At 52.5% G+C, this 19,678-nt stretch carries 17 protein-coding genes; 3 read left to right on the top strand and 14 right to left on the bottom strand.

What is annotated here, in order from left to right; genetic code table 11:
* Positions 1 to 57: 57 nt before the first annotated feature.
* From ACKGJP_RS13855 to ACKGJP_RS13805, 11 genes are all read right to left on the bottom strand, one after another.
* A complete protein-coding gene (locus ACKGJP_RS13855; RefSeq protein WP_409346215.1) occupies positions 58 to 1,419 on the bottom strand; it encodes a neutral/alkaline non-lysosomal ceramidase N-terminal domain-containing protein in 1,362 nt (453 codons plus the stop codon).
* Between the two features lie 36 nt (positions 1,420 to 1,455).
* Entirely contained in the window at positions 1,456 to 2,331 is an 876-nt protein-coding gene (locus ACKGJP_RS13850) for a carbohydrate ABC transporter permease (RefSeq protein WP_409346214.1), read from the bottom strand.
* A 14-nt stretch (positions 2,332 to 2,345) separates the two neighbouring features.
* On the bottom strand, positions 2,346 to 3,254 hold the full coding sequence (locus ACKGJP_RS13845; RefSeq protein WP_409346213.1) for an ABC transporter permease: 909 nt from the start codon (positions 3,252 to 3,254) through the stop codon (positions 2,346 to 2,348).
* 91 nt (positions 3,255 to 3,345) lie between these two features.
* Entirely contained in the window at positions 3,346 to 4,923 is a 1,578-nt protein-coding gene (locus tag ACKGJP_RS13840; RefSeq protein ID WP_409346212.1) for an extracellular solute-binding protein, read from the bottom strand.
* A 232-nt stretch (positions 4,924 to 5,155) separates the two neighbouring features.
* The gene (locus ACKGJP_RS13835; protein WP_409346211.1) at positions 5,156 to 6,175 is read right to left on the bottom strand and encodes an SGNH/GDSL hydrolase family protein; all 1,020 of its coding nucleotides are present in this window, start codon (positions 6,173 to 6,175) and stop codon (positions 5,156 to 5,158) included.
* Positions 6,176 to 6,234: 59 nt separating this feature from the next.
* Entirely contained in the window at positions 6,235 to 7,155 is a 921-nt protein-coding gene (locus ACKGJP_RS13830) for an amidohydrolase family protein (RefSeq protein WP_409346210.1), read from the bottom strand.
* A 36-nt stretch (positions 7,156 to 7,191) separates the two neighbouring features.
* A complete protein-coding gene (locus tag ACKGJP_RS13825; protein ID WP_409346209.1) occupies positions 7,192 to 8,040 on the bottom strand; it encodes an AAC(3) family N-acetyltransferase in 849 nt (282 codons plus the stop codon).
* Positions 8,024 to 10,171 carry a hypothetical protein gene (locus tag ACKGJP_RS13820; RefSeq protein WP_409346208.1) on the bottom strand — a complete coding sequence of 716 codons (2,148 nt, stop codon included), beginning with the start codon at positions 10,169 to 10,171 and terminating at the stop codon, positions 8,024 to 8,026. The genes ACKGJP_RS13825 and ACKGJP_RS13820 overlap by 17 nt, the downstream gene beginning before the upstream one ends.
* Before the next feature lie 289 nt (positions 10,172 to 10,460).
* Positions 10,461 to 11,030: a manganese catalase family protein gene (locus ACKGJP_RS13815; protein WP_409346207.1), complete on the bottom strand. Its 570-nt coding sequence runs from the start codon at positions 11,028 to 11,030 to the stop codon at positions 10,461 to 10,463.
* A gap of 27 nt (positions 11,031 to 11,057) precedes the next feature.
* Positions 11,058 to 11,321: a spore coat protein CotJB gene (locus ACKGJP_RS13810; protein WP_409346206.1), complete on the bottom strand. Its 264-nt coding sequence runs from the start codon at positions 11,319 to 11,321 to the stop codon at positions 11,058 to 11,060.
* 15 nt (positions 11,322 to 11,336) lie between these two features.
* Complete coding sequence (locus ACKGJP_RS13805; RefSeq protein WP_409346205.1) at positions 11,337 to 11,543, bottom strand: spore coat associated protein CotJA; 207 nt, start codon at positions 11,541 to 11,543, stop codon at positions 11,337 to 11,339.
* A gap of 261 nt (positions 11,544 to 11,804) precedes the next feature.
* Here ACKGJP_RS13805 and ACKGJP_RS13800 point away from each other — a divergent pair, with 261 nt between their 5' ends.
* Positions 11,805 to 13,472: a ribonuclease J gene (locus tag ACKGJP_RS13800; protein WP_409346204.1), complete on the top strand. Its 1,668-nt coding sequence runs from the start codon at positions 11,805 to 11,807 to the stop codon at positions 13,470 to 13,472.
* Between the two features lie 180 nt (positions 13,473 to 13,652).
* Complete coding sequence (locus ACKGJP_RS13795; RefSeq protein WP_409346203.1) at positions 13,653 to 13,940, top strand: WGxxGxxG family protein; 288 nt, start codon at positions 13,653 to 13,655, stop codon at positions 13,938 to 13,940.
* A 56-nt stretch (positions 13,941 to 13,996) separates the two neighbouring features.
* Here ACKGJP_RS13795 and ACKGJP_RS13790 read toward each other — a convergent pair whose 3' ends face one another.
* Complete coding sequence (locus ACKGJP_RS13790; protein ID WP_409346202.1) at positions 13,997 to 14,629, bottom strand: pyridoxamine 5'-phosphate oxidase family protein; 633 nt, start codon at positions 14,627 to 14,629, stop codon at positions 13,997 to 13,999.
* Between the two features lie 138 nt (positions 14,630 to 14,767).
* On the opposite strand from ACKGJP_RS13790, the gene ACKGJP_RS13785 reads away from it, so the two are divergent.
* Entirely contained in the window at positions 14,768 to 16,318 is a 1,551-nt protein-coding gene (locus ACKGJP_RS13785; protein WP_409346201.1) for a PLP-dependent aminotransferase family protein, read from the top strand.
* 24 nt (positions 16,319 to 16,342) lie between these two features.
* Here the strand turns inward: ACKGJP_RS13785 and ACKGJP_RS13780 are convergent, their stop codons facing one another.
* Positions 16,343 to 17,197 carry a GyrI-like domain-containing protein gene (locus ACKGJP_RS13780; RefSeq protein WP_409346200.1) on the bottom strand — a complete coding sequence of 285 codons (855 nt, stop codon included), beginning with the start codon at positions 17,195 to 17,197 and terminating at the stop codon, positions 16,343 to 16,345.
* Between the two features lie 199 nt (positions 17,198 to 17,396).
* Positions 17,397 to 19,631 carry a helix-turn-helix transcriptional regulator gene (locus tag ACKGJP_RS13775; protein ID WP_409346199.1) on the bottom strand — a complete coding sequence of 745 codons (2,235 nt, stop codon included), beginning with the start codon at positions 19,629 to 19,631 and terminating at the stop codon, positions 17,397 to 17,399.
* Positions 19,632 to 19,678 lie beyond the last annotated feature (47 nt).

The following is a 19,678-nucleotide window of genomic DNA, read 5'->3' as shown; positions in this document are numbered from 1 at the left end:
CCATTTCCGTGACTTCGGGACAGCCCCGTAGGATCTCGTATTCTGGAGTCAATACACTTATTGCCGATTGCATGCCGACAATCGTCCGATCGCCGACGCGACTTGCCCGACAATGATATCTTCGATTTCCGGAACGAAAGGTCCCCGGAGTCCGAAGTAATAGTTGCACGCCGCCTCATACCCGCCCTCGCCTATCATTTTGCGGGTCGGCACGTAACTGAATACGCCGTTGGTATAGCCGAGCACGATCATGCTTCCGTTGCCGAACAGCCGCTTGAGCATAAGTCCATACTCCGTCGAAACTTCGCCCTCCATGGCGATCAAGCTTGTTTCCTCGTCCAGCTGCCATACGGAAATGTAGAAGGGAATCCTGTCTTTGATCGTCCCGTTCTCGAATGCCTTGATCGTGCGCCGGGCCGATGCGCGGTGAAAGTCGTCCTGCTGAGGATCGTCCGCGATCGTTCGATAGAAGGAAGCGGACGTTTGCTCGGTATACAGCAGCGGATCGCACAGCTCCGCACGAAATTGGCATGAAACGGTCCTAAAGGAACCGTATTCCATGACGGCTATCACGTCTTGAGCCAGCATGTCTCCCACTTGCCGCAGCCTTGCTTCATCGCACGACACGAATTCGTCTCCGACAGCCCCCGGACGCGGCTTCAACTCGCCTGCGCAGCCCTGCAGGAATATCGCTACGGCGCCTGGATACCGCTGCTCCAGCATCGCGGAAGCCGCACCTGCGAAATCATTGCCGAACTTGTAATTATCCGAGCTCATCGCCGTCGTATGACAGCCATAGCAATACACGATGCCGCGAACGGCGCCGGTCGAATCCGACAGCTTCAGAACGAACAGATCCTTGTCGATCTCCCCTTCGTAATAGGGCATCCACATCACGCCGCCCGCCCCGTCCGGACGCCTTCTGCTGCAGGCAAACTCCGATGTTCCCCGAGCCATGGAAAGCTCGCCTTCCGTAAGGTTGTCGTAACAGGAGCCGACCATCCGCTGCAAGGTATCGCGGAGCCGAATGTAATAGGCCATGTCTTCCGCATAATCAAGCTCGCTCTCGTCATCCGCCCAGCGCGATTGACCGATGCTGTAGCCGCCTCTGCGAAGCGTGGGATCGGGGCCCGTCAAAAATACAGAGTGGTGCGTATGGGAGAAATTGATCATCACCTCCTCGTGCGAAAGTCCGAATGCGCGCTTCAACTCGTCTTTGATCCCAACGATAAAGCTGCGGTCGGAGCCCAGCGCATCGATCGTTACGATCAAGAACGTACGATCCGCTTGCATCATCGTCGCCGTCATGTAGAGAGGCTCGAGCAACCCTTCGCTTTTGTGCGTCCTGCTGCCGAACCCGTGCATGAATACCGGCTCCAGCGGCGTAATCTCTTCTTTGGCGATACCGAATTTCATCATTGTCCGCTCCTTCGCTCACGAATACGGCCATCCCGGTTATTCTTTAACCGATCCAAGCATGGCTCCTTTGACAAAATAACGCTGCAGAAACGGATACACGATCAAGATCGGCACCGTCGCGAATAATATGATGCCGGCTTTCATCATCTCGGGAGTCGCGCTTTGGATCGCTTCGGCACCGGCGTTCTTAATGACTTTCTGCGCTTGATCGTCCACGACCATATTCCGCAAAATGATTTGCAGCGGGTACAACGCTCTGTCGCGAATATACATCAAAGCGCCGAAATAGCTGTTCCATTGGAACACGGCGTGAAAGAGCGCGATTGTCGCCAGAACCGGCTTGGATAACGGAAGTACGATCCGATAGTATATTTTCAGCTCGGAGCAGCCGTCGATTTTGGACGATTCGAACAACTCCGGCGATATGCCTTCGAAGAATGTCTTCAAGATCAGCACATAGAAGGCGCTTAGCGCATTCGGCACGATCAGAGCCCACAGCGTATTTTTCAAGCCAAGCGAGCTGACCAGCAAATAAGTGGGAATCAACGGTGCCGTAAAAACAAAGGTAACGACGATCGCTTGCAGGATGAAGGTTCTGCCTTTCATCGTGCGGCGCGAAAGGCTGTACGATAACGAAGAGCCGAGAAGCAGCGTCAACGCCGTTCCCGCAGCCGTAATCCTGAGACTGACGCCCATCGCGCGCCATAGAGAGGATAGTCCGAATATCGACTCGTATACGTTCGTATTGAACCCTTTCGGCCAAAACATGACCTGCTTGCTGTTCACATAGAGCGGCGAACTTAACGAAACGGCCAACAGGTTGACGAGCGGCGCGAGCATCGAAATCCCGATAATCAAAAAGAACATATTGTTGACCGACTGAAAAAGACGCTCCGATTGGTTAGGAATCATGTCCTCTCCCTCCTTTAATAAATTCCGTTGCCGGTTATCCGCTTACTGAACCTGTTCAGACTGACGATCATGAACAAGCCGATCAGCGATTTGAACAACCCGATAGCCGTAGTGAAGCTGAACTGCGCGCCCAGCAAGCCGGTACGGTAAACATAGGTATCGATTACTTCTCCGATCGGACGGACCAGGGGATTTAGCAGAACGAGCATCTGTTCCACATTCGTATCCAGCAAATTGCCGATCCCGAGGAGGAACAAGGTAATAATCGCAGGGGAAATGGACGGTAACGTAATGGACCACATCTGTCTCCAGCGGCCGGCGCCGTCTACGATTGCCGCTTCATAGAGCTGCGGGTTGATGGCGCTTATCGCCGCCAAATAAATGATCATGCCCCACCCGATTTCCTTCCATATACTGGACAGCACGACCACACTTCGGAAAAAGCTCTTATTCATCAAGAAATCGATGGTTTGCAATCCGAGCACAGCCATCAAGCGGTTCACGATTCCGTCGAAAGACAGCAAATTGATGAAAATGCCGCCGACAATCACCCAAGATAAAAAATGCGGCAAGTAAAGCACGGTCTGCACGGTTCGCTTGTAAAAGCCGAATCGTATTTCATTAAGCAATAAGGCCAGAAGCAGGGGCGCCGGGAATCCGAAAGCGATTTGATAGAAGCTGAGAATCATCGTGTTTTTCAATATATTGGTAAACTCTTCGTATTGAAACATGTAGACGAAATGCTTCCAGCCGACAAAGGGGCTTCCCCAAACGCCCTTGAATAGGCTGTAATCCTGAAAGGCTATGACATTGCCCATAAGAGGCCCGTACTTGAAAATGATAAAATACAAAATGCCTGGCATTGCGATAGCCCACAGCATCCAATTATCGCTGCTGCCTATCTTTCTTATTCTGTCTCTCAACTCGTCCGCCGCCTATCGTAGCCTGATTAGGAAAGCCGGAACGTTCGTAAGCCCGCTCCAGCTTTCCGGGCAAAGCTACTGCTTTAGCCCTTTACTTTTTATAGAAAGTTTTGTGCCATTCCGTCGCTTGTTTGATCGCTTCGTCACCGCCGCGGCGCTTCCACTCCTGAACGAATTTATCGAATTCGGCATCGATATCCACGTCGCTAGTGATAACCTTGGCGAACATATCGAGCAGCAGCGTCGAACCGCTTACAAAGTTCGGCAGCAGCTCCGGCCTCGTTTTGAATGCCTCCGGAAGCGGCATGTACATCGAATCCGCTTCGATTTTATACTTTTCGGATATCGTAAATCCTCGCTGCAATTGCATGGCGAAGGGGTTCACTTTCACCGCTTCGTCATTGTTGATGCTGTGACCCGTTACGTTCGTGTTCACCTGGTAAGCGAAGGATTCAAAATTTTTGAGATTGTTCGGGGCGGACGGATCCCACTTGATTTTGCCGTCTGCAACTTCATAGTTATGGCCCTCAAGACCGAACGTGTAAAACTTCTGCAACTCCGGATTGCTCCAAGCCTTATCCAAAAATTGAATGACCTTCTCCGGATTTTTCGTCTTGGCTGGAATGATCCAGACGTAATACATCCCTGTATTCGCCAGCCCTATGCCTTGTCCGCGAGGACCCTTCGGAGGCTCGATAACGGACGGCTTGGCATCCGGCTGGCCGACGAATTGATCCGGCGCCCACATATTGGCCAGGTTATCGACGTAATGGAGCCAGCTGCCCGCTTTTCCGCTAGTGATGCCCGCCTGCCAATCCGCATATTTGTTCGTGATGGCGTTCGGGTTAATATAGCCTTTCTTGTACAGCATCCTCCAGAACGCTAGCGCATCCTTCATGTTCGGTGTAAGCACCGACGGCACGAATTGATCGCCCTGCATCACCCAATGATTCATCGCAACGCCGAATTCGTAGAAGAACATATCGCTGCTGCCCAGATTTTCTCTCACGTAGAAGCCGTATTCGTCGTTCGGGTCGCCGTTGCCGTTCATGTCCATCGTTTTCACTTTTTCGAAATAGGCAACCCAGTCGTCCAAGGTAACCGGCATGCTCATCCCGGCCTTCTTCAGCCAATCCTCGCGAATGAACGGTACGGCGGTATGCGGATGCGGCACGAGTGCGGGAATCGCATAAATTTTCCCGTTCCTGCTTACGCTCGGATCCTTCCATACTTTATCCGGGATTTTCGCCTTCAAATTCGGGCCGTACTTGTCGATAAGCGCGTTCAGTTCGAGAATCGCTCCCTCCTCTACGCCACGCGCATGGGCGGGCGAATCGATGGCGCCTGTTTGAACCAAATCGGCCAGCTCGCCCGATGCGAAACGAAGCGTCAGCTGCGTCTGGTAATCGCCCCAATTCAGGAACTCGAAGTTGAGATCGGTTCCGGTCAGCTCCTCGACTTTTTTGACGTAAACGTTCTGATTCCAATCCGATACGGTTTGCGTATAGTCTGCAGGCGAAGTTGTCAAAATGCTGATTTTGGGCTTGTCGCTTCCGGAAGCGGCGGGCGTTTCGTTCTCTTTCATCTCCTTGCTTCCCGAACAAGCCGAAAGCAATAAGGACATTGCCAGCAAGCCTGACGTTGCGATATGTTTCCGCTTACATTTCATAGACCCTTTCTCCTTTATATGTGTGTTTTTGCTAACAAGTTGATTCTAACAGGGCGGAGATCGCTTAAATATGCACAAATTTATATTTTCATAGCTATTTTTAACTGCTGTTCATACGGCCGTTTCTATCGAATCGAAACCCTCTGACGGTGCCTCTTAGCGCGTCGAGTGAAACATATAAATTCTTATATTTGAAACAAAGCCCGCCGGAAATCCGAACGGGCCCTTTCATTTATTTGGAATCCGCAGCCAGCGTTTTCAACCAGTAATAAATCACGTCCGCCAGCTGATAATAGCCCTCGACAGCCGGATGAACGTCGTCGCATTTCCGTAAGATTTGCTTCGAATTCCGGCTGTTTACCGCTTCCCAAACCAGTGGCATATTGTTTGCGGTATCCAAATTCACATTAATCGGAACAAGCGCGATGCCCTCCGCTTCCCGGCTTCCGAAACGGTTAGTCAACTCCCGGTTCCATAGAAAAATATTGCGTTTATACCGGCGGCGGCTTTGCTTCGTGCCATACAAGAGCCCGAATCCGTGCTGCTCCCGCGAAGGAGGAATGTTCAGCATAATCCCGATCATTATGCCGGCATCGTATTGCTTGATTCCCCGTACCATCGCCTCAAGCATGGGCATTTCGCGATCCATGATCCTCTGCACCTCGTCGTCATCCAAGCAAAGAAAGACGTCGTTGATCCCCAGCGTAATACCGACATGGGTTAGCCCTCCGAATCCGTTCGCATGCATATACTTCACAAAATCGAACGTCCCGTCAAATTGGAACGTGCTTTCGCCGCCCTCATAATGCGACTCGACTTTCCATCCCGATCGTCCCTCATGCACATTAGGCGAAGCTCCCTGCGTTCCGGCTAAGGCAAGCTCCAGCGGATCCGCTTCCGTCAATCGCAGCAGCTCTCCGGTAAACGCGCCGTTCGCCGTAAGGCTGTCTCCGATAAACAGCGCCTTGTTCACGACCCCTCGCCCAGCCGATTGTTCGGCTACCCTAACCGTAGACTCGGCGGATGACAGCTTCTCGCCGTTCAAGCTATACAGCAGGATCGTCAATGCGTAGTCGCCGCCAGCCTCCGGCACGACTGTCCAACGCTCGTCCTGAAGACGTCCTATCTCGCAGTAAACTTCAAATTCATAGTTTCCGGCACGGCCTGTAATCAGGTTGTCCAAATAAATGTTCATTTCCTTACCGACAACCGCGGGAATGAAAGACGGCAACAACAGGTCAAACGGCCGCATAGGGAGCTCCTTGCTCTCTGATGTCATATTCGCAATAATTCCTTTCCGCCAGGAGTAACTTAGGAATAAACCGTCTCGTCATATTTCAATCCTAACAGCTTCGCCGCATTTTCTCTTGAAATCTTCTTGAATACGGTTTCGCTGATTTTTTGGGTGTCGCGCCAATCGATGAGTAGCTCGACCAGCGGAACCGGCATATCCTTCGTACAAATATCGGTGCCGAAATATAACCGGTCCTGAAATTCGGTCAAAAACTTCGGGCCGTACTCGGGATCGCGGGCTATCGCGTTGAAGGCCGTACCGTCGGAAAGATCGCCGAACAGATTCGGGTATCTGCGGAACAGAATCGGCACGACTCCTTCTTCCTTGATCGGGCCGCTTGGCAATCTGCCCACCTGATCCCCGTTCAAATCAAAAATAATGGCCCTTTCGCCCGGCGTCTCCAAGCGTCCGATTTCCGCCCAGAACACAGGCCCGTGTCCGAAAATGCTCAAATTCGGAAACCTCTGCAGCGTATGCTCCAGCTGCGGCAAGCCGGGGTCGTCATACAAGCCGAAATCCCCCGTCTTTTGGTCGGAGCCGTCGAATACGACCGGGAGGCCTACACGCTCGGCATGCCGGAACAGATTTTGTACGAGAGGATCCATCAGCGGCGCATTCAGCATCACCTCTCCGAGCCCTTTGCACCCTTTCTCCTTGTAATAGGAGAGAACCCGGTCAAGCGGCGCTTCCGCCGAATTGGTCAAGGCGCGCGGGTCGATGTTGCAATACGGAATAAACCGGTCCGGATATTTTTCGGCCATATCGAGAATATCCTCGTTCGCTTGCGGAAAATAAATTTCGGGACTGACTACCGGCAGCAAGACGCCCTTCTCGATTCCCAGCTCGTCATAACGCTGAATTAATTCCTCCGCCGTGCAAAATTGGACGACAAAAGGCACGGGCTTGCGGTAGGCATGGGCATGAATATCGATAAACATGTTCGTTCCTCCTGAAATTTCGATTATTGGTTGAATTTAGCCGTTCGCTTCGTTCTCTAGCCAAGAGAGAAAGGCGTCGTCGAACCACTTCTGCGGGCTACTCTTGAATGCCCGCAACACATTGTCGACATAGTCGTTAGCCTTGACGCTAGTGAAGAGCGAGTTGCCGCACTTGGCATACGTGATAACGCCGAGTTCATCCAGCATGGACTGCGTTTGGGCCGCATCGTGAAAAGGCCAAACCCCCGGAATGTTATGTCTGGCAATCTTCGACATGGCCGAGCATTTCTTCCCTGGATCGCTAATGGCACTGCAATAGTGCTCCACCAGAGCATACTCGGCAAAATGCTTGAATGTGTTATAGACCATGTCGATCCCGATAAACACGATTCTCGCCTTGTGCAAGTACATTTTCTGCCAGGGCGACGAGTAGGAGAAGCAATAGTCTCCAAAAACGCCCATCCGCGGACCGTAAGCGGCATGCTCGCCCGTGATTTCGGCTGCCCGACTCCCCCATGCGGCAACCGAATGCGTAGCTTGATCGCTCCTAATACTGTCAGGGAGCAGACGGAACGTTTCGGTTATATTTCCTACGTCGGAGGGCGAGTTACGAATATCCCAATGGCGGTAGGCATTGGCAAAATCCCGCTGAACAAGCGTCGGAAACACGACGGTGCCGCTTTCCGTCACCGTTTCCTTGATCGCATCGATCACGCTTAGGGGGCCGCCGATAACATGGCCGAAGCTTTTTAAAGAAGAATGGATGAGTACGGTATCGGACGCAGCAACGCCAACCTCTTGAAAGGCGCGGATCATATCCGCTTTGGAAACGTTAGGCACAGCTGAGGTTCTTATGTGCAGCCGCTCGTTATTTCTGTCTTTCATATACGCCTCCCTCTATCAACGCAAGCGATTTGCGGTATTCCGAGAACTCGTCTTCCAGCACGCTGCGTACCTGAGCTATTTTCCAGCGCAAATGCGCTTCGTCCGTCATGTAGTCCATGCTCGGCTCCCAGCCGAGCCGGGAATCGGCATTCACAAGCGGAATGGCAGCCTCCGCATTGGCGATTTCACATAGAGCCAGCCGCTCCATTTCCTCCAAAATCAGACCCGCCTTCGCAGGCTCGGGTTCGTTAAATAGCCGCATCTTCAGCTTCCACCATCGTTTGATATGGATCGTCGTCTGCACCGCATGTACGATAAAGAGGTTCAGCCCGAGCAAAAGTCTGCCCTCGTCCAGCTTTTTATCCGGCGTCAAGCGAAGCGCCTCCTCCAGGCTTGCGTTTCCTTGCCGCCAAAGCGCAGCCATCCGTTCCAGGCTGCGTATTTCCGCATCGATCCGGGAGCTTCCGAGCGATTGGCGCGCCCCTTCCAGCGGCTCGTAGTCGGCAATGACTATTTCGCTGCCGAACATCGCATGCCAGGATGCAGGGATACGTACTTTATTGCGAAACAGGAACGGATAAGAGGGACCGATCCGAAACGGACCGTATTGATCCTCGTTCGTCGGAATATAACAGCGGATTCCCTCGCTCCAATGCCGCCACGCCTCCAGCACGTGCGGGACCGCTTCCTCGCTGAAATCGCGCCGGGCGATCGCCGTGAACGTCTCCTCGGCAGGCGGGCTCGGGCTCCAGTACGTCCATTTCGTAATATCGCTGACGAACGACGGCCACCAGCCGAAATGATGCGATTCCATCAGTCCGGATAAGCCCCAGTCTTCCCGCGCCTTGAGCAGAGCGGCATGTCGCCTTGCCCACTGGTACGGTACCGGTTCGTAAGGAATCACGCCGATATCCCATGTAAGCCCGCCCGTATTGCACATCGTGTGCAGCTTGATTCCTCTCTCGCTTGCAACCTTCGCCTCGCTGCTGAAATATTGCCCGGGTCCTTCGAACGAAACCGTATAGTCGACGCACACGTTCGTAACGCCTTCATGCTTGATCTGCTCGAACATTTCGAACGTCACCTGCAAGGTAATATCTTCCGGCAAAGCTCGTATCAGCTTCAGCCGCTCTTCCTCCGGCGCCCAGCCCCAGTTATACGTCCAGAAGACGATGTCCGCGTCGGCATTATGCTTGCGGATGACTTTCTTGAGCATGTTCAGCCACTCCGGAAAGTCGTAACACGGCCACCAGCCCGGACTCGGCTTCTTTTGCGGCTGATCGGCGGGCCACTCCAGACGGAGCACGCCCGTCGTATTCGGGTCTTTACTCGGAAACTCGCATGACTCTCCGACGAAAATGATCCCCTTGAACCGCGGGCACGCTTCGAATATTTTGCCGTACGTGCCATCGTAATACGACTCGGCGTCCGGCTCGTCCGGATGCTTGCGGTTGATCAGGTAGCTGTACATATACACATCGAGCCCGTACAAGGCCGCCCGGTCGACGAGATAATTAAAGTCCATGTAACCTTCCGGCGTTCGATCTACATCCTTGACGAACACGAGAATCGCATCGATGCCCGCGTGAGCCATCGCATTCAGATGCGCGTCGGGGTATCGGTCAAGTCCCCAGCCCGAGTGCGCCATGCGCGGGGAGAATAACGGTTCCCGGGATATATCCACGGCGCTTACGAAAGGCGCCTCGCGCAAATTCATCACATCTTCCAAATAATAGCTGCCCTGTCCGACGCCCCTCTCGTCGCAGCCGCATACCACGATGCGATTGGCGCCAACTGCGATGCGGTAGCTGCGCGGTTTGTCGAGCCGGCTGCCGAGGCCGGACAGCTCCTCCTTCGTAGCCAGAACAAGGACTCGCTCGCCGGCGTCCGCCATTTCACCGATCTCGGCGACCCGGCGAATGGAAACCGAAACCTGCATGCTTACGAACAGGTAATCCTGCAAATCCTTCGCCACCTGCTGTACAAGAGGACCGGCTTGCTCGCCGATGACAAGATGCCAGTCATGCCCGATCTCGATTTCGCCTTGATCCGGTTTCAGCACCGGATTGCGCCGATTCAGCTTGTGAACCGCCTCCAGCCGTCTCCGGAATTCATAGTTTCGCTCCTTCATTCTTACCCCTCCACGATATTGCGCGCACATAGACATGATTCCGACGGATGTTTCCGCTTACATTCGGATAAACCTTCTTCCTTTTGCATGCGTTCCTTCCGACAACTCGATTCTAACAAGTATGCGGGAGCTTCCATATGCAGAAATTTATACTTTCATAGTCCTTTTTTAACTGACGATCGTTGTCATTTCTTACGCGCTCATAGAAACACAAAAAAACACCGAACATCGGTGTTTGTCACATGACATTAATCGAGGAGTAAAGATGTTTCCTCACAGGGCTTTCCTACTAGAAAACCTTTTGCTGGCTTTGATCGGCTTTAATGATTTCAACCGCTTCTCTGAAACGTAGGGAATGAATCACTTCTCTCTCCCGCAAAAATTTCAAACCGTCCTGTAAGTCAACATCGTCCGTCAGATCGATCAGCCATTGATAGGTAGCCCTAGCCTTTTCCTCTGCCGCGATATCCTCGTACAAATCCGCAATCGGATCGCCTTTTGCTTGAATATAAGCAGCCGTCCAAGGCACCCCCGAAGCGTTCTGATAAAAGAGCGCGTTATCATGGGCGGCGTAATGCTCCCCAAGACCGGCCGCTTTCATCATATCCGGCGTCGCATCCTTCGTAAGCTTATATACCATCGTCGCGATCATTTCGAGATGGGCAAACTCCTCCGTTCCGATATCCGTAAGGAGCCCGATCACTTTGTCAGGAATCGAGTACCTCTGATTCAAATAGCGCAACGCCGCCGCCAGCTCCCCGTCCGCTCCGCCGTATTGCTCCAGGAGGAATTTAGCCATCCTGGGATCGCATTTGCTCACCCGAACAGGATATTGCAATTTCTTCTCATAGATCCACATAGGTATGATCGCCCTCCTTCCTAATTCCTAAACCTGCCATGGCCACGGCGCTTCCGCCCACTGCCAGTTCGGCGGTGAGAAACTATGGCCGAATTGCATCAAAGGACCGTACATCGACTCGAAGTTACGGGCAAGCTCCATTCTTTTTTGCGCGCACATGTTGAATTGCTGGATCGCTTGTTGATCACCCGGATGCGTATCCAAGTATAGCGTCAATTCAACCAGTACAAAATCTACCGCCTGCAGCTCGTGCAGCAGCCTGTAATAATTTTCGTCTATCGCCATCGCCATCGATTTCGCCTCCCTTTACCGTCTTCTTTCATACGGGCTATAGAGCGCAGGCCATAAGGTACCGTACTTCAAAGCGTCAAATGGGTTGAACTGCTGCAAATTGGGCGGCTGGAATCCTATAAACAAGTTCACCGGCGTACTGTAATATTTCACTCGGATCGGCGGGCAAGGATCGAAGGGACCGATAAACGGTTCGAATGACCGGAATTGGGATACATGCAAGGGTATCTTCTCCTTTCAAAACGAAGCTCGATAACTATATGCCGCACGACTTGACCAATATGCATGCGAAACATTGCGGAAGCAAAAAAGAGAAGCTGCCGTTACGCGAGTCTTCGCTATCGTTTAAGGATTCTTCTTTCGGTACCAATAGTGCTAAGACAATGGTGTCGACATTATGAAACCGATAAGAATAATTGACAGCCGGACTTAGCATAGTAACGATGTACAATGCCGGCAGGAAAATTTCAGGAGGGATGGTTCATGAAGGGATCGGAAGAACGTTTATTGATTGCGGCTTTAGGAGGAGTTAACGAGATTGGGAAAAACATGTACATCCTGCAATACGCGGACGATATCGTCGTCATCGATTGCGGATCCAAATTCCCTGACGAAACCCTGCTAGGCATCGACCTCATCATTCCGGATATCCGTTATTTATTAACGAATAAAGATAAGGTTAGGGGGCTTGTCGTCACTCACGGACATGAAGATCATATCGGCGGCATCCCTTATCTGCTGAAACAGCTTCAGATACCTGTTTTCGCTTCTAGACTGACCTTAGGTTTAATCGAGATTAAATTAAAGGAGCACGGTATTCTGCGGGAAACAACCTTGCAGCGTATCGATGCGGATTCTACAATCGCGTTCGGTACCGTGAACTGCCGTTTTTTCAATACCAATCATAGCATTCCCGATTGTCTTGGCGTCGTTTTCGACACGCCGGAAGGGACTGTCGTACATACAGGCGACTTTAAATTCGATATGACGCCCGTCAATAAACAATACCCGGATGTTCATAAAATGGCCGAGATCGGCAAGAAGGGCGTGCTGGTCCTGCTCTCGGAGAGCACCAATGCCGAAAGACCGGGATTTACCCCTTCGGAACGGCTAGTCGGAGCCCATATCGAAGAAGCTTTCGGCAAGGCGGAACGAAGAGTATTCATTTCCACTTTTGCTTCCAACGTTCACCGGCTTCAGCAAGTTGTTGACGCCGCCAAACGAACGTCTCGCAAGCTAACCCTGCTGGGCCGAAGCATGGTAAACGTCGCAGCCGTCTCGCAGGAGCTCGGTTATTTGGATATCCCGGAAGGCCTTCTCGTCGAACCCCAAGAAGCCGCTAAGCTTCCGCCGGAAAGGCTAGTCGTTCTGTGCACCGGAAGTCAGGGCGAACCGATGGCCGCCTTATCCAAGCTGGCCAGCTCTAACCATAGACAAATGGAGATCCAGGCGGGAGATACGGTCATTATAGCCGCGAACCCGATCCCCGGCAACGAACGCAACGTGGCTCGAATTGTAGACAATCTGTATGCGCTCGGCGCCAATGTCATCTACGGTTCGCGCAGCGAGCTTCACGTTTCCGGGCATGGCAGCCAAGAAGAGTTGAAGCTGATGCTCACCTTGATGAAGCCGAAATTTTTCATTCCGATCCACGGCGAATTCCGAATGCTGCATCAACACCGCATCCTTGCAGAAGCGGTAGGAGTCGAGAGCGACCATATTTTCATTCTAAATAACGGCGATGTCGTGGAATCGAATGCAGGCATCGTCCGTCAAACGGGACGTATTCCGGCAGGCCAAATCTTGGTGGACGGTCTTGGAATCGGGGAGATCGGGAACGTCGTGCTCCGCGACCGGAGACAGCTTTCCGCAGACGGTATTCTGATTATCGTCATCACCCTTTCGAAAACAGAAGGCAAAATCGTATCCGAACCCGAAACGATCTCCCGAGGGTTCGTTTATGTTCGTGACTCGGAGGCTCTAATGAAGGATATTAACCGGCACGTTATCGAACTCGTCCATAATATGCACGAGTCCAAAATCAGCCAATGGCATGTCATGAAAAAGAACTTGAAAGATTCGTTAAGTAAATTTCTGTATGCACGGACGAAAAAAAGACCGATGATTCTTACGATCATCATCGAAATTTGATCTCCCGAAAAATGAGAGCCGGGTGTTTTAGACGAGAACTAAGCATGCGAATAGCTCTTACTAATGAGGGCATTCTAACGATTGATTGACAAATAACGAACAAGGAGCTTTTCCGCCGCCGCTTCATGTTCGGAGACATGAGTTGTTTGAAGTCTAAACATTTAAGGAGGTCATTCAAAAATGAAAAAACTGCTTTCCGTAATGATGATTATGGCTTTGTCTTTGTTCCTTTCCTTGCCCGCTTTTGCAGAAGGAACAACAGGGACGGGAATGGGCGCGGCAAACACAAGCACAGCAAATCCTGCCGGTAATACGAACGCCTACGGCACAGGAACAACGAATTTTGGGAACAATACCACAAGAGCCTATGCAACAAATGACAATCATATGGACTGGGGATGGCTAGGCCTTCTTGGCCTCCTTGGACTTGCTGGTTTACGAAACAGATCGAGAGAGCGTGAAAAGTAAGTTTAGCCTCTTCTCGCCTGCGCTGGAGAACAAACAGGTAAAGCCCAAATCCCCCGTCATTCGGCGGGGGTATTTGCGTGATGCGGACAATATTTGCGCATGAGCTCCGCCGTTTCGGGATCGAGCTCTCGCCCCCGCTGCTCCAGTGCTGCGGCGATCGTCTCCATTTTGGCTTGAGGCTGGTTTTGACCGAACTTGAACTTGGCGTTCATCGATTCCACCTCGATCTTCATGACGGCAACGCCCCGGATTCGCGGCACATACGCCTCGTCCTCTTGGGTAATCGGGTCATAGCCGCCTTCCGGCTGAAGCTTGCGCATGAACGCCTCCAGCGCCTCCGCTTTCTCCGCAATATCTTCGAGGACGGTAGCCCTTCCCGTGATATACACGGATTTGAAAAAGCTTGTCGCCGGGCAGGCGAATTTGGGATCGCTAAAATAAGACGGAATGATGGCGTATTCTTTGGCCACGGCGAACGAGACCCGTTCATCCTGACGGATATCCGTCATTTTCTGGCCGATTTTGCTGCCGTGAATGTAAAAGCTGCCCTTATGAAACACATAGTTGATAGGCTTGATATGCGGAAAACCATCCTCTCCCGCCGTTCCGAGAAATCCGAACGTCATTTCCTCCAAAAAACGCTCCACTTCTTCCCGTTCTTCCGCCATCGAAAATTCTTGTCTGCGCATGTTCGTCCACCCCTGCTTCTCTTTACTATTTGTCACCAGTAACAGACTGATGATATGATTGTACGCAGCCGGATGACATGAGAAAAGTGCCATTTATGATCAATTTATATAGACCACTTAGACAAAGGGAGAACGCGCGTGCAGATTCCATTCGAAACGTATGTCGAGCAATACGGCGCCAAATATTTGGCCCTGTTTCACGCTATGAAGGACGCCATTGCAACGGGGAAGCTGCAAGACCGCAGCAAATTGCCTTCGACCCGCGAGCTTGCCGCCATGTACCGATTGTCGCGCGGAACGGTCAATCAGGTTTACGAGATGCTGGCGGCGGAAGGCTATGTAACGGCCGGCGTAGGCAGTGGGACCTATGTATCCTTTAACGAGAATGACGGCGGATCGGCAGCCCTAAACGGCGTTCCCCTGCAGCTGTCGTCATGGGGGCGGCGCGTGGATGAACATCCGCTTCGGCTCGAGGAAAACGTAATGCCGGAAGCACGGTCTGACGAGCATTTGCGGCTGACTGGCATGACCGGGCCTCAGTCGCTGCAAAAGGCGGGAGGCAGCGCTGAAGCCGGTGCCGCAGAAAAAGCAGAGGCCGTCTATCCGCACGGCGTGACGAAGATTTCCTTCGGGCTTGGGATGCCCGATCGGAGCTATTTTCCGGCGGCGGAATGGAACCGCTGCCTGTATGCGGAAGCGCGCGAGCTGCTCGCGGAGCCGCGTGCCGAGGCGTTCGCTTCGCTCGGGCACGTCCCGCTGCGCGAGGCGATCGCGCGCTATTTGCGCCGGGAGCGCGGCATCGCCGCGGAAGCGGCGGACATCGCCGTGACGAGCGGCTCGATGCAGGCGCTGGCGCTGCTTGCGCAGCTGCTCGTCGAGCCCGGCGACGCCGTCGTCGTGGAGAATCCCGGCTTCCGCGGGATTCACAGCGCGGTCGGCGCAGCAGGCGGGCGCCTCGTGCCGGCGCGCGTGGACGGCCGCGGCATCGAGATAAGCCGCTGGGATGCGCGGCTTGCCTTCGTGACGCCGAGCCGCCAGTTCCCGACCGGCGCTGTGCTTTCGCTCGAGCGGCGGCGGCAGCTGCTGCAGTGGGCGGCCGAACGCGGAGCGATCGTCGTCGAGGACGACTACGACAGCGAGTTCCGCCACAACGGCAGGCCGCTCGAGCCGCTTAAGGCGCTTGACCGCGACGGTCGCGTCGTCTATATCGGCACCTTCACGAAGACGATGGTGCCGAACCTGCGGCTCGGCTATGCCGTGCTGCCGCCGGGGCTGCGCGGTCCGTTCGCCAAGGCGAAGCAGCTGTTCGAGCCGCATCCGACCTCTCTGCTCGAGCAGCGGGCGCTTGCCGCTTTCATGAATAGCGGCCAATACGAACGCCATCTGCGCAGAATGAAACGGGTGTACAGCCGCAAATATGCGCAGCTGGAGAAGCTGCTTACCGACCGGTGCGGCGACCGGTTCGAAATCGTGCCGACGGATGCCGGCCTGCATCTGTTCTCTTGGTGGAGACGTTCGGCTGAGGAATGGTGGCAGTATAGGGCCACTTGCCAAGCGAACGGCGTCGAACTGACCGATGCGACGGTTCACTATGCATGCGATCCCCGCCCTTGCGCGGTTTTCGGGTTTTCCCATTTGTCCGAGCGGGAAATTGACGAAGCTACGATGCGCATGAGCCGGATCCGATAGCAGGAGGGCAGGTTGCGAGCTGCTTTACCGTTTTTTCATAACCGGAACCCATAATTCGTTCTTCGCTTCTTCTACAGGCAAATAACATTCAATGGCCGGCAAGTAGGCAAGCTCATAAGCGGATGCAGGAATCCATTCCGTGTACAGCCGCTTCCAAATTTCTTGAATGCCGTTCGGGGAACCCGGCGCTTCGAAAACCGCCCATGTGGCGTCCGGAAAATTCAGCTTCATCATACCGTGCGGCGGCTCTTGATCCGTTGCGATGGCCAGTATGTAATCAAACGCTTCCTTTTTACCGAAATCGCCGTCGGCGCAGACCCCGAGTATCCCCCTTAGTTTGATGCCGGGATTTCGGATTTCCCACAATTCCTCAAAAACCCCTGCCTCCCTGGCGTTCCGCCATATTTCAGGCACTTGGGTAAAAGCATTTTCCGTATCGACGCTTTCTTTTATTCCAACAATAGTAAAGCCGGACATTTCTTCGATCCTGTAATTCATCCCCGTTCCTCCTGTAATCGAGATTTGAATGGACATTCGCGGGAAGGCTTTTAGCGTCGTCCCTTGTTTGCGTGCCGCAGTCGGCGTAGTCCCGTGCAAATGCTGAAAAGCGCGGGCGAATGCTTCGGGCGATTCATAGCCGTACTTAAGCGCGAGATCAATCACCTTGATCTCGCTGTTTTGAAGCTCGAAAGCGGCTAGCGTGAGTCGCCGTCTTCGAATATATTCCGATAACGGAACACCGGTAACATAGGAGAACATCCGCTGAAAATGGTAAGATGAGCAGCACGCGATAGTCGCCACCTCGGAAATCGGTATGTCTTCGGCAATGCGATCCTCCATATAGCCGATCGCTTTATTCATTCTTTCAACCCATTCCATCTCTCCGTCATCCTCTCCCTTTCACTATATCGACTTCGAAACGGTCTGTCCGTGCATTTCGTGCACGAAAATGCTAGGCCATCTCCTGCTGATTCCGGTTACTGCCGGTCTACGCAGCGAAGGGCCGCCAAGAGGCAGCCCTTTCGCTAGATACGGTAAGAAGATCGCCCGGCCTATACCATCGTATAAAATCACGTGATCATAATCCTTCGGTATAAGCTTTTTGCTTGCGGTAATCCCCCGGCGTTACGTTCATCACCTTCTTAAACAATCGGATAAACGAAAGCGAATGCGTATAGCCGACCTTCACGGCAATATCTTGAACGGAAGCATTCGATTCCTCCAAGAGCTGCCTCGCATGACGGATTCGGAGAAGCGCCAAATAATCGACGAACTTTTCACCCATCTCGTCCTTGAACAACTGACTGACGTACTTGGTGTTTAATTGAAAATGGTCGCTGATCATCTGCAAAGACAAATTCGGGTCCGCATATTGCTCCTCGATATACGATTTGATTTCCAGAATCAACGTATGGCCGCTCCGCTTTTCCCGCATGCGATGAATATGTTCAAACGCTTCTCCGAGAAGTTCGCGAACCAGCGCTTTCACTTCATCAAGCGTCTCGAATTTCTCCACGGCATCGGCAAGCTTAGGATAGATGTCCGTTTCCCAGCGTCCGCGGTATTCATAGGCCATCTCCTTCAACGATTGATTCAGATGATAGTTTAAATAATTGACCGCAATGACGATTTCATCCTTTGAGCTCAAGTTATTGCGCAAATTCAAAAATATCTCCTCGTAAATCGTTTCCCATTCCGCATTGTTTTGCTTGAAGCAGGAGGTAAGCTTGCGGATAGTATCCAGATTTCGATAAATCGTATCCGAAGACTTGGCGTTCATGTCCGAATAAAGGAACGTTCCCGCTCCCCCCAGCACCTTCTTATATTTCAATGCATTCCACGCATCCTCGAAGGAAAGCGGGATTTCGCTCACCTCTTCAACGGCGGAGCCGATCCCGGAGGTAACCCTAAAATGAAGATGGTTCTCCACCCACACATGCAGCTCTTCTCCCATGCTTTTCAAGGTGCGTAAACTCGCTTCCTCGCTGCTTGCCGAACCGTACAGAACCCCGAGCCTTTCGCTCGCAATCCACTCCGACCAAACAGGAATGGCATGCTTTGCGGCAATTTCGTTCACGACGCTCTTCACAACAAACTTGAGCAAGCTCTGATCCCGCTGATGATAAATGCTGGCAAACTCCTGATATTTGTCGATTTCAATGACCGATACGATCAAACGTTCCGTCTCTTGGGCACGCTCCAACCCGTTGAGCTCCCCGTTCCAATCCTCCGGCGAAATCGCCCTGCTGCCCGTTATCGTTTCCTGAAAAAAATATTGACGCCGATAAAGCAAATCCTCCTGGAACCGCTGATCGTATTTATTGGATTGTTCAATCAACCGATTCAGCGCGCTCTCAATGAACCGAAACTCGTCATTTCCGCCGGATGCGATGAGCAGCTGGCTCCTCTGCTTGGCAAAATGCCGGATCTGCTCGACAATCACTTCGACGGGGCGATAGTTTCGCCTTGTGGCTACGATCAGCCATACCAGCCCCATGATCAGGGTAAATGCCGTAATGCCCAGCCAAATCCAATGAATCCGGGAAAACACATGAAACAAGCCGCCGTCGCGAAGCCCGCTGTGAATCTTCCATCCGGTATAATCCGACACTGCGGTATTGATTTCCGACCCGTTTTGAGGAGCATTGGCATTCAAAATGTCGATACCGTTCTGATCCTCCAATTGGATGTAGCTGTATTTGTTGCTGGACATATCCATGATGTACTTGGCAATCATCGGAACGCCTACGTTGACCACAATAAATCCCCGCTCGCCGCTCAACAACGGCACATTGCGCACCAACGAGACGACATTTGTCTGAGGCTCGTCCGTAAACTCCCTGTACGAGCGAACCGGAAGCCATTTTGGCGGCGCCCCTTCCCGCAATATGTTTCTTGCAAACTCTTGGTCGCCGAACTGGCTTAGCGGCATGATCGAGTTTTTGCTCAGCACCATTTCGTCGGCCGTGCGGTACATATAGATCGAATCGACGAGAGGCAGGGCTCCGATCGTTTCACGCAGTTTTTTGGACGGCACGACGAGACTTTCAAACGCCTCTTGCGTCGATTTGAAGTAATAGCCCTTCAGTTCGTCGTTATAGCTCGATTCCTTCATAATTTGTTGGTTGATGAACTCCAGCGTACGGTCCAACTGGACCAGCACTTGTTCCATGAACACTTCATTCGCCCGCTGAGCTTGCTCGCGGGACACGTTATTTACCATAACGAAGAAGATAATCGACAAGCTGAAAATGACGAGGATAAAGATCGGCAGATAGGAAAGCAACAGCCGTATAAACCATTTACCCGGCATGCAATGTCCTCCAATGGGCTCGAATAGCGTTTAGACGGTAAATAGCC

The sequence above is a fragment of the Paenibacillus litoralis genome, assembly GCF_046244365.1.
Classification (GTDB): Bacteria; Bacillota; Bacilli; order Paenibacillales; family NBRC-103111; genus Paenibacillus_V.
Note: the sequence above shows the minus strand (reverse complement) of the source record. Positions and strands in the feature narration are given on the sequence as shown.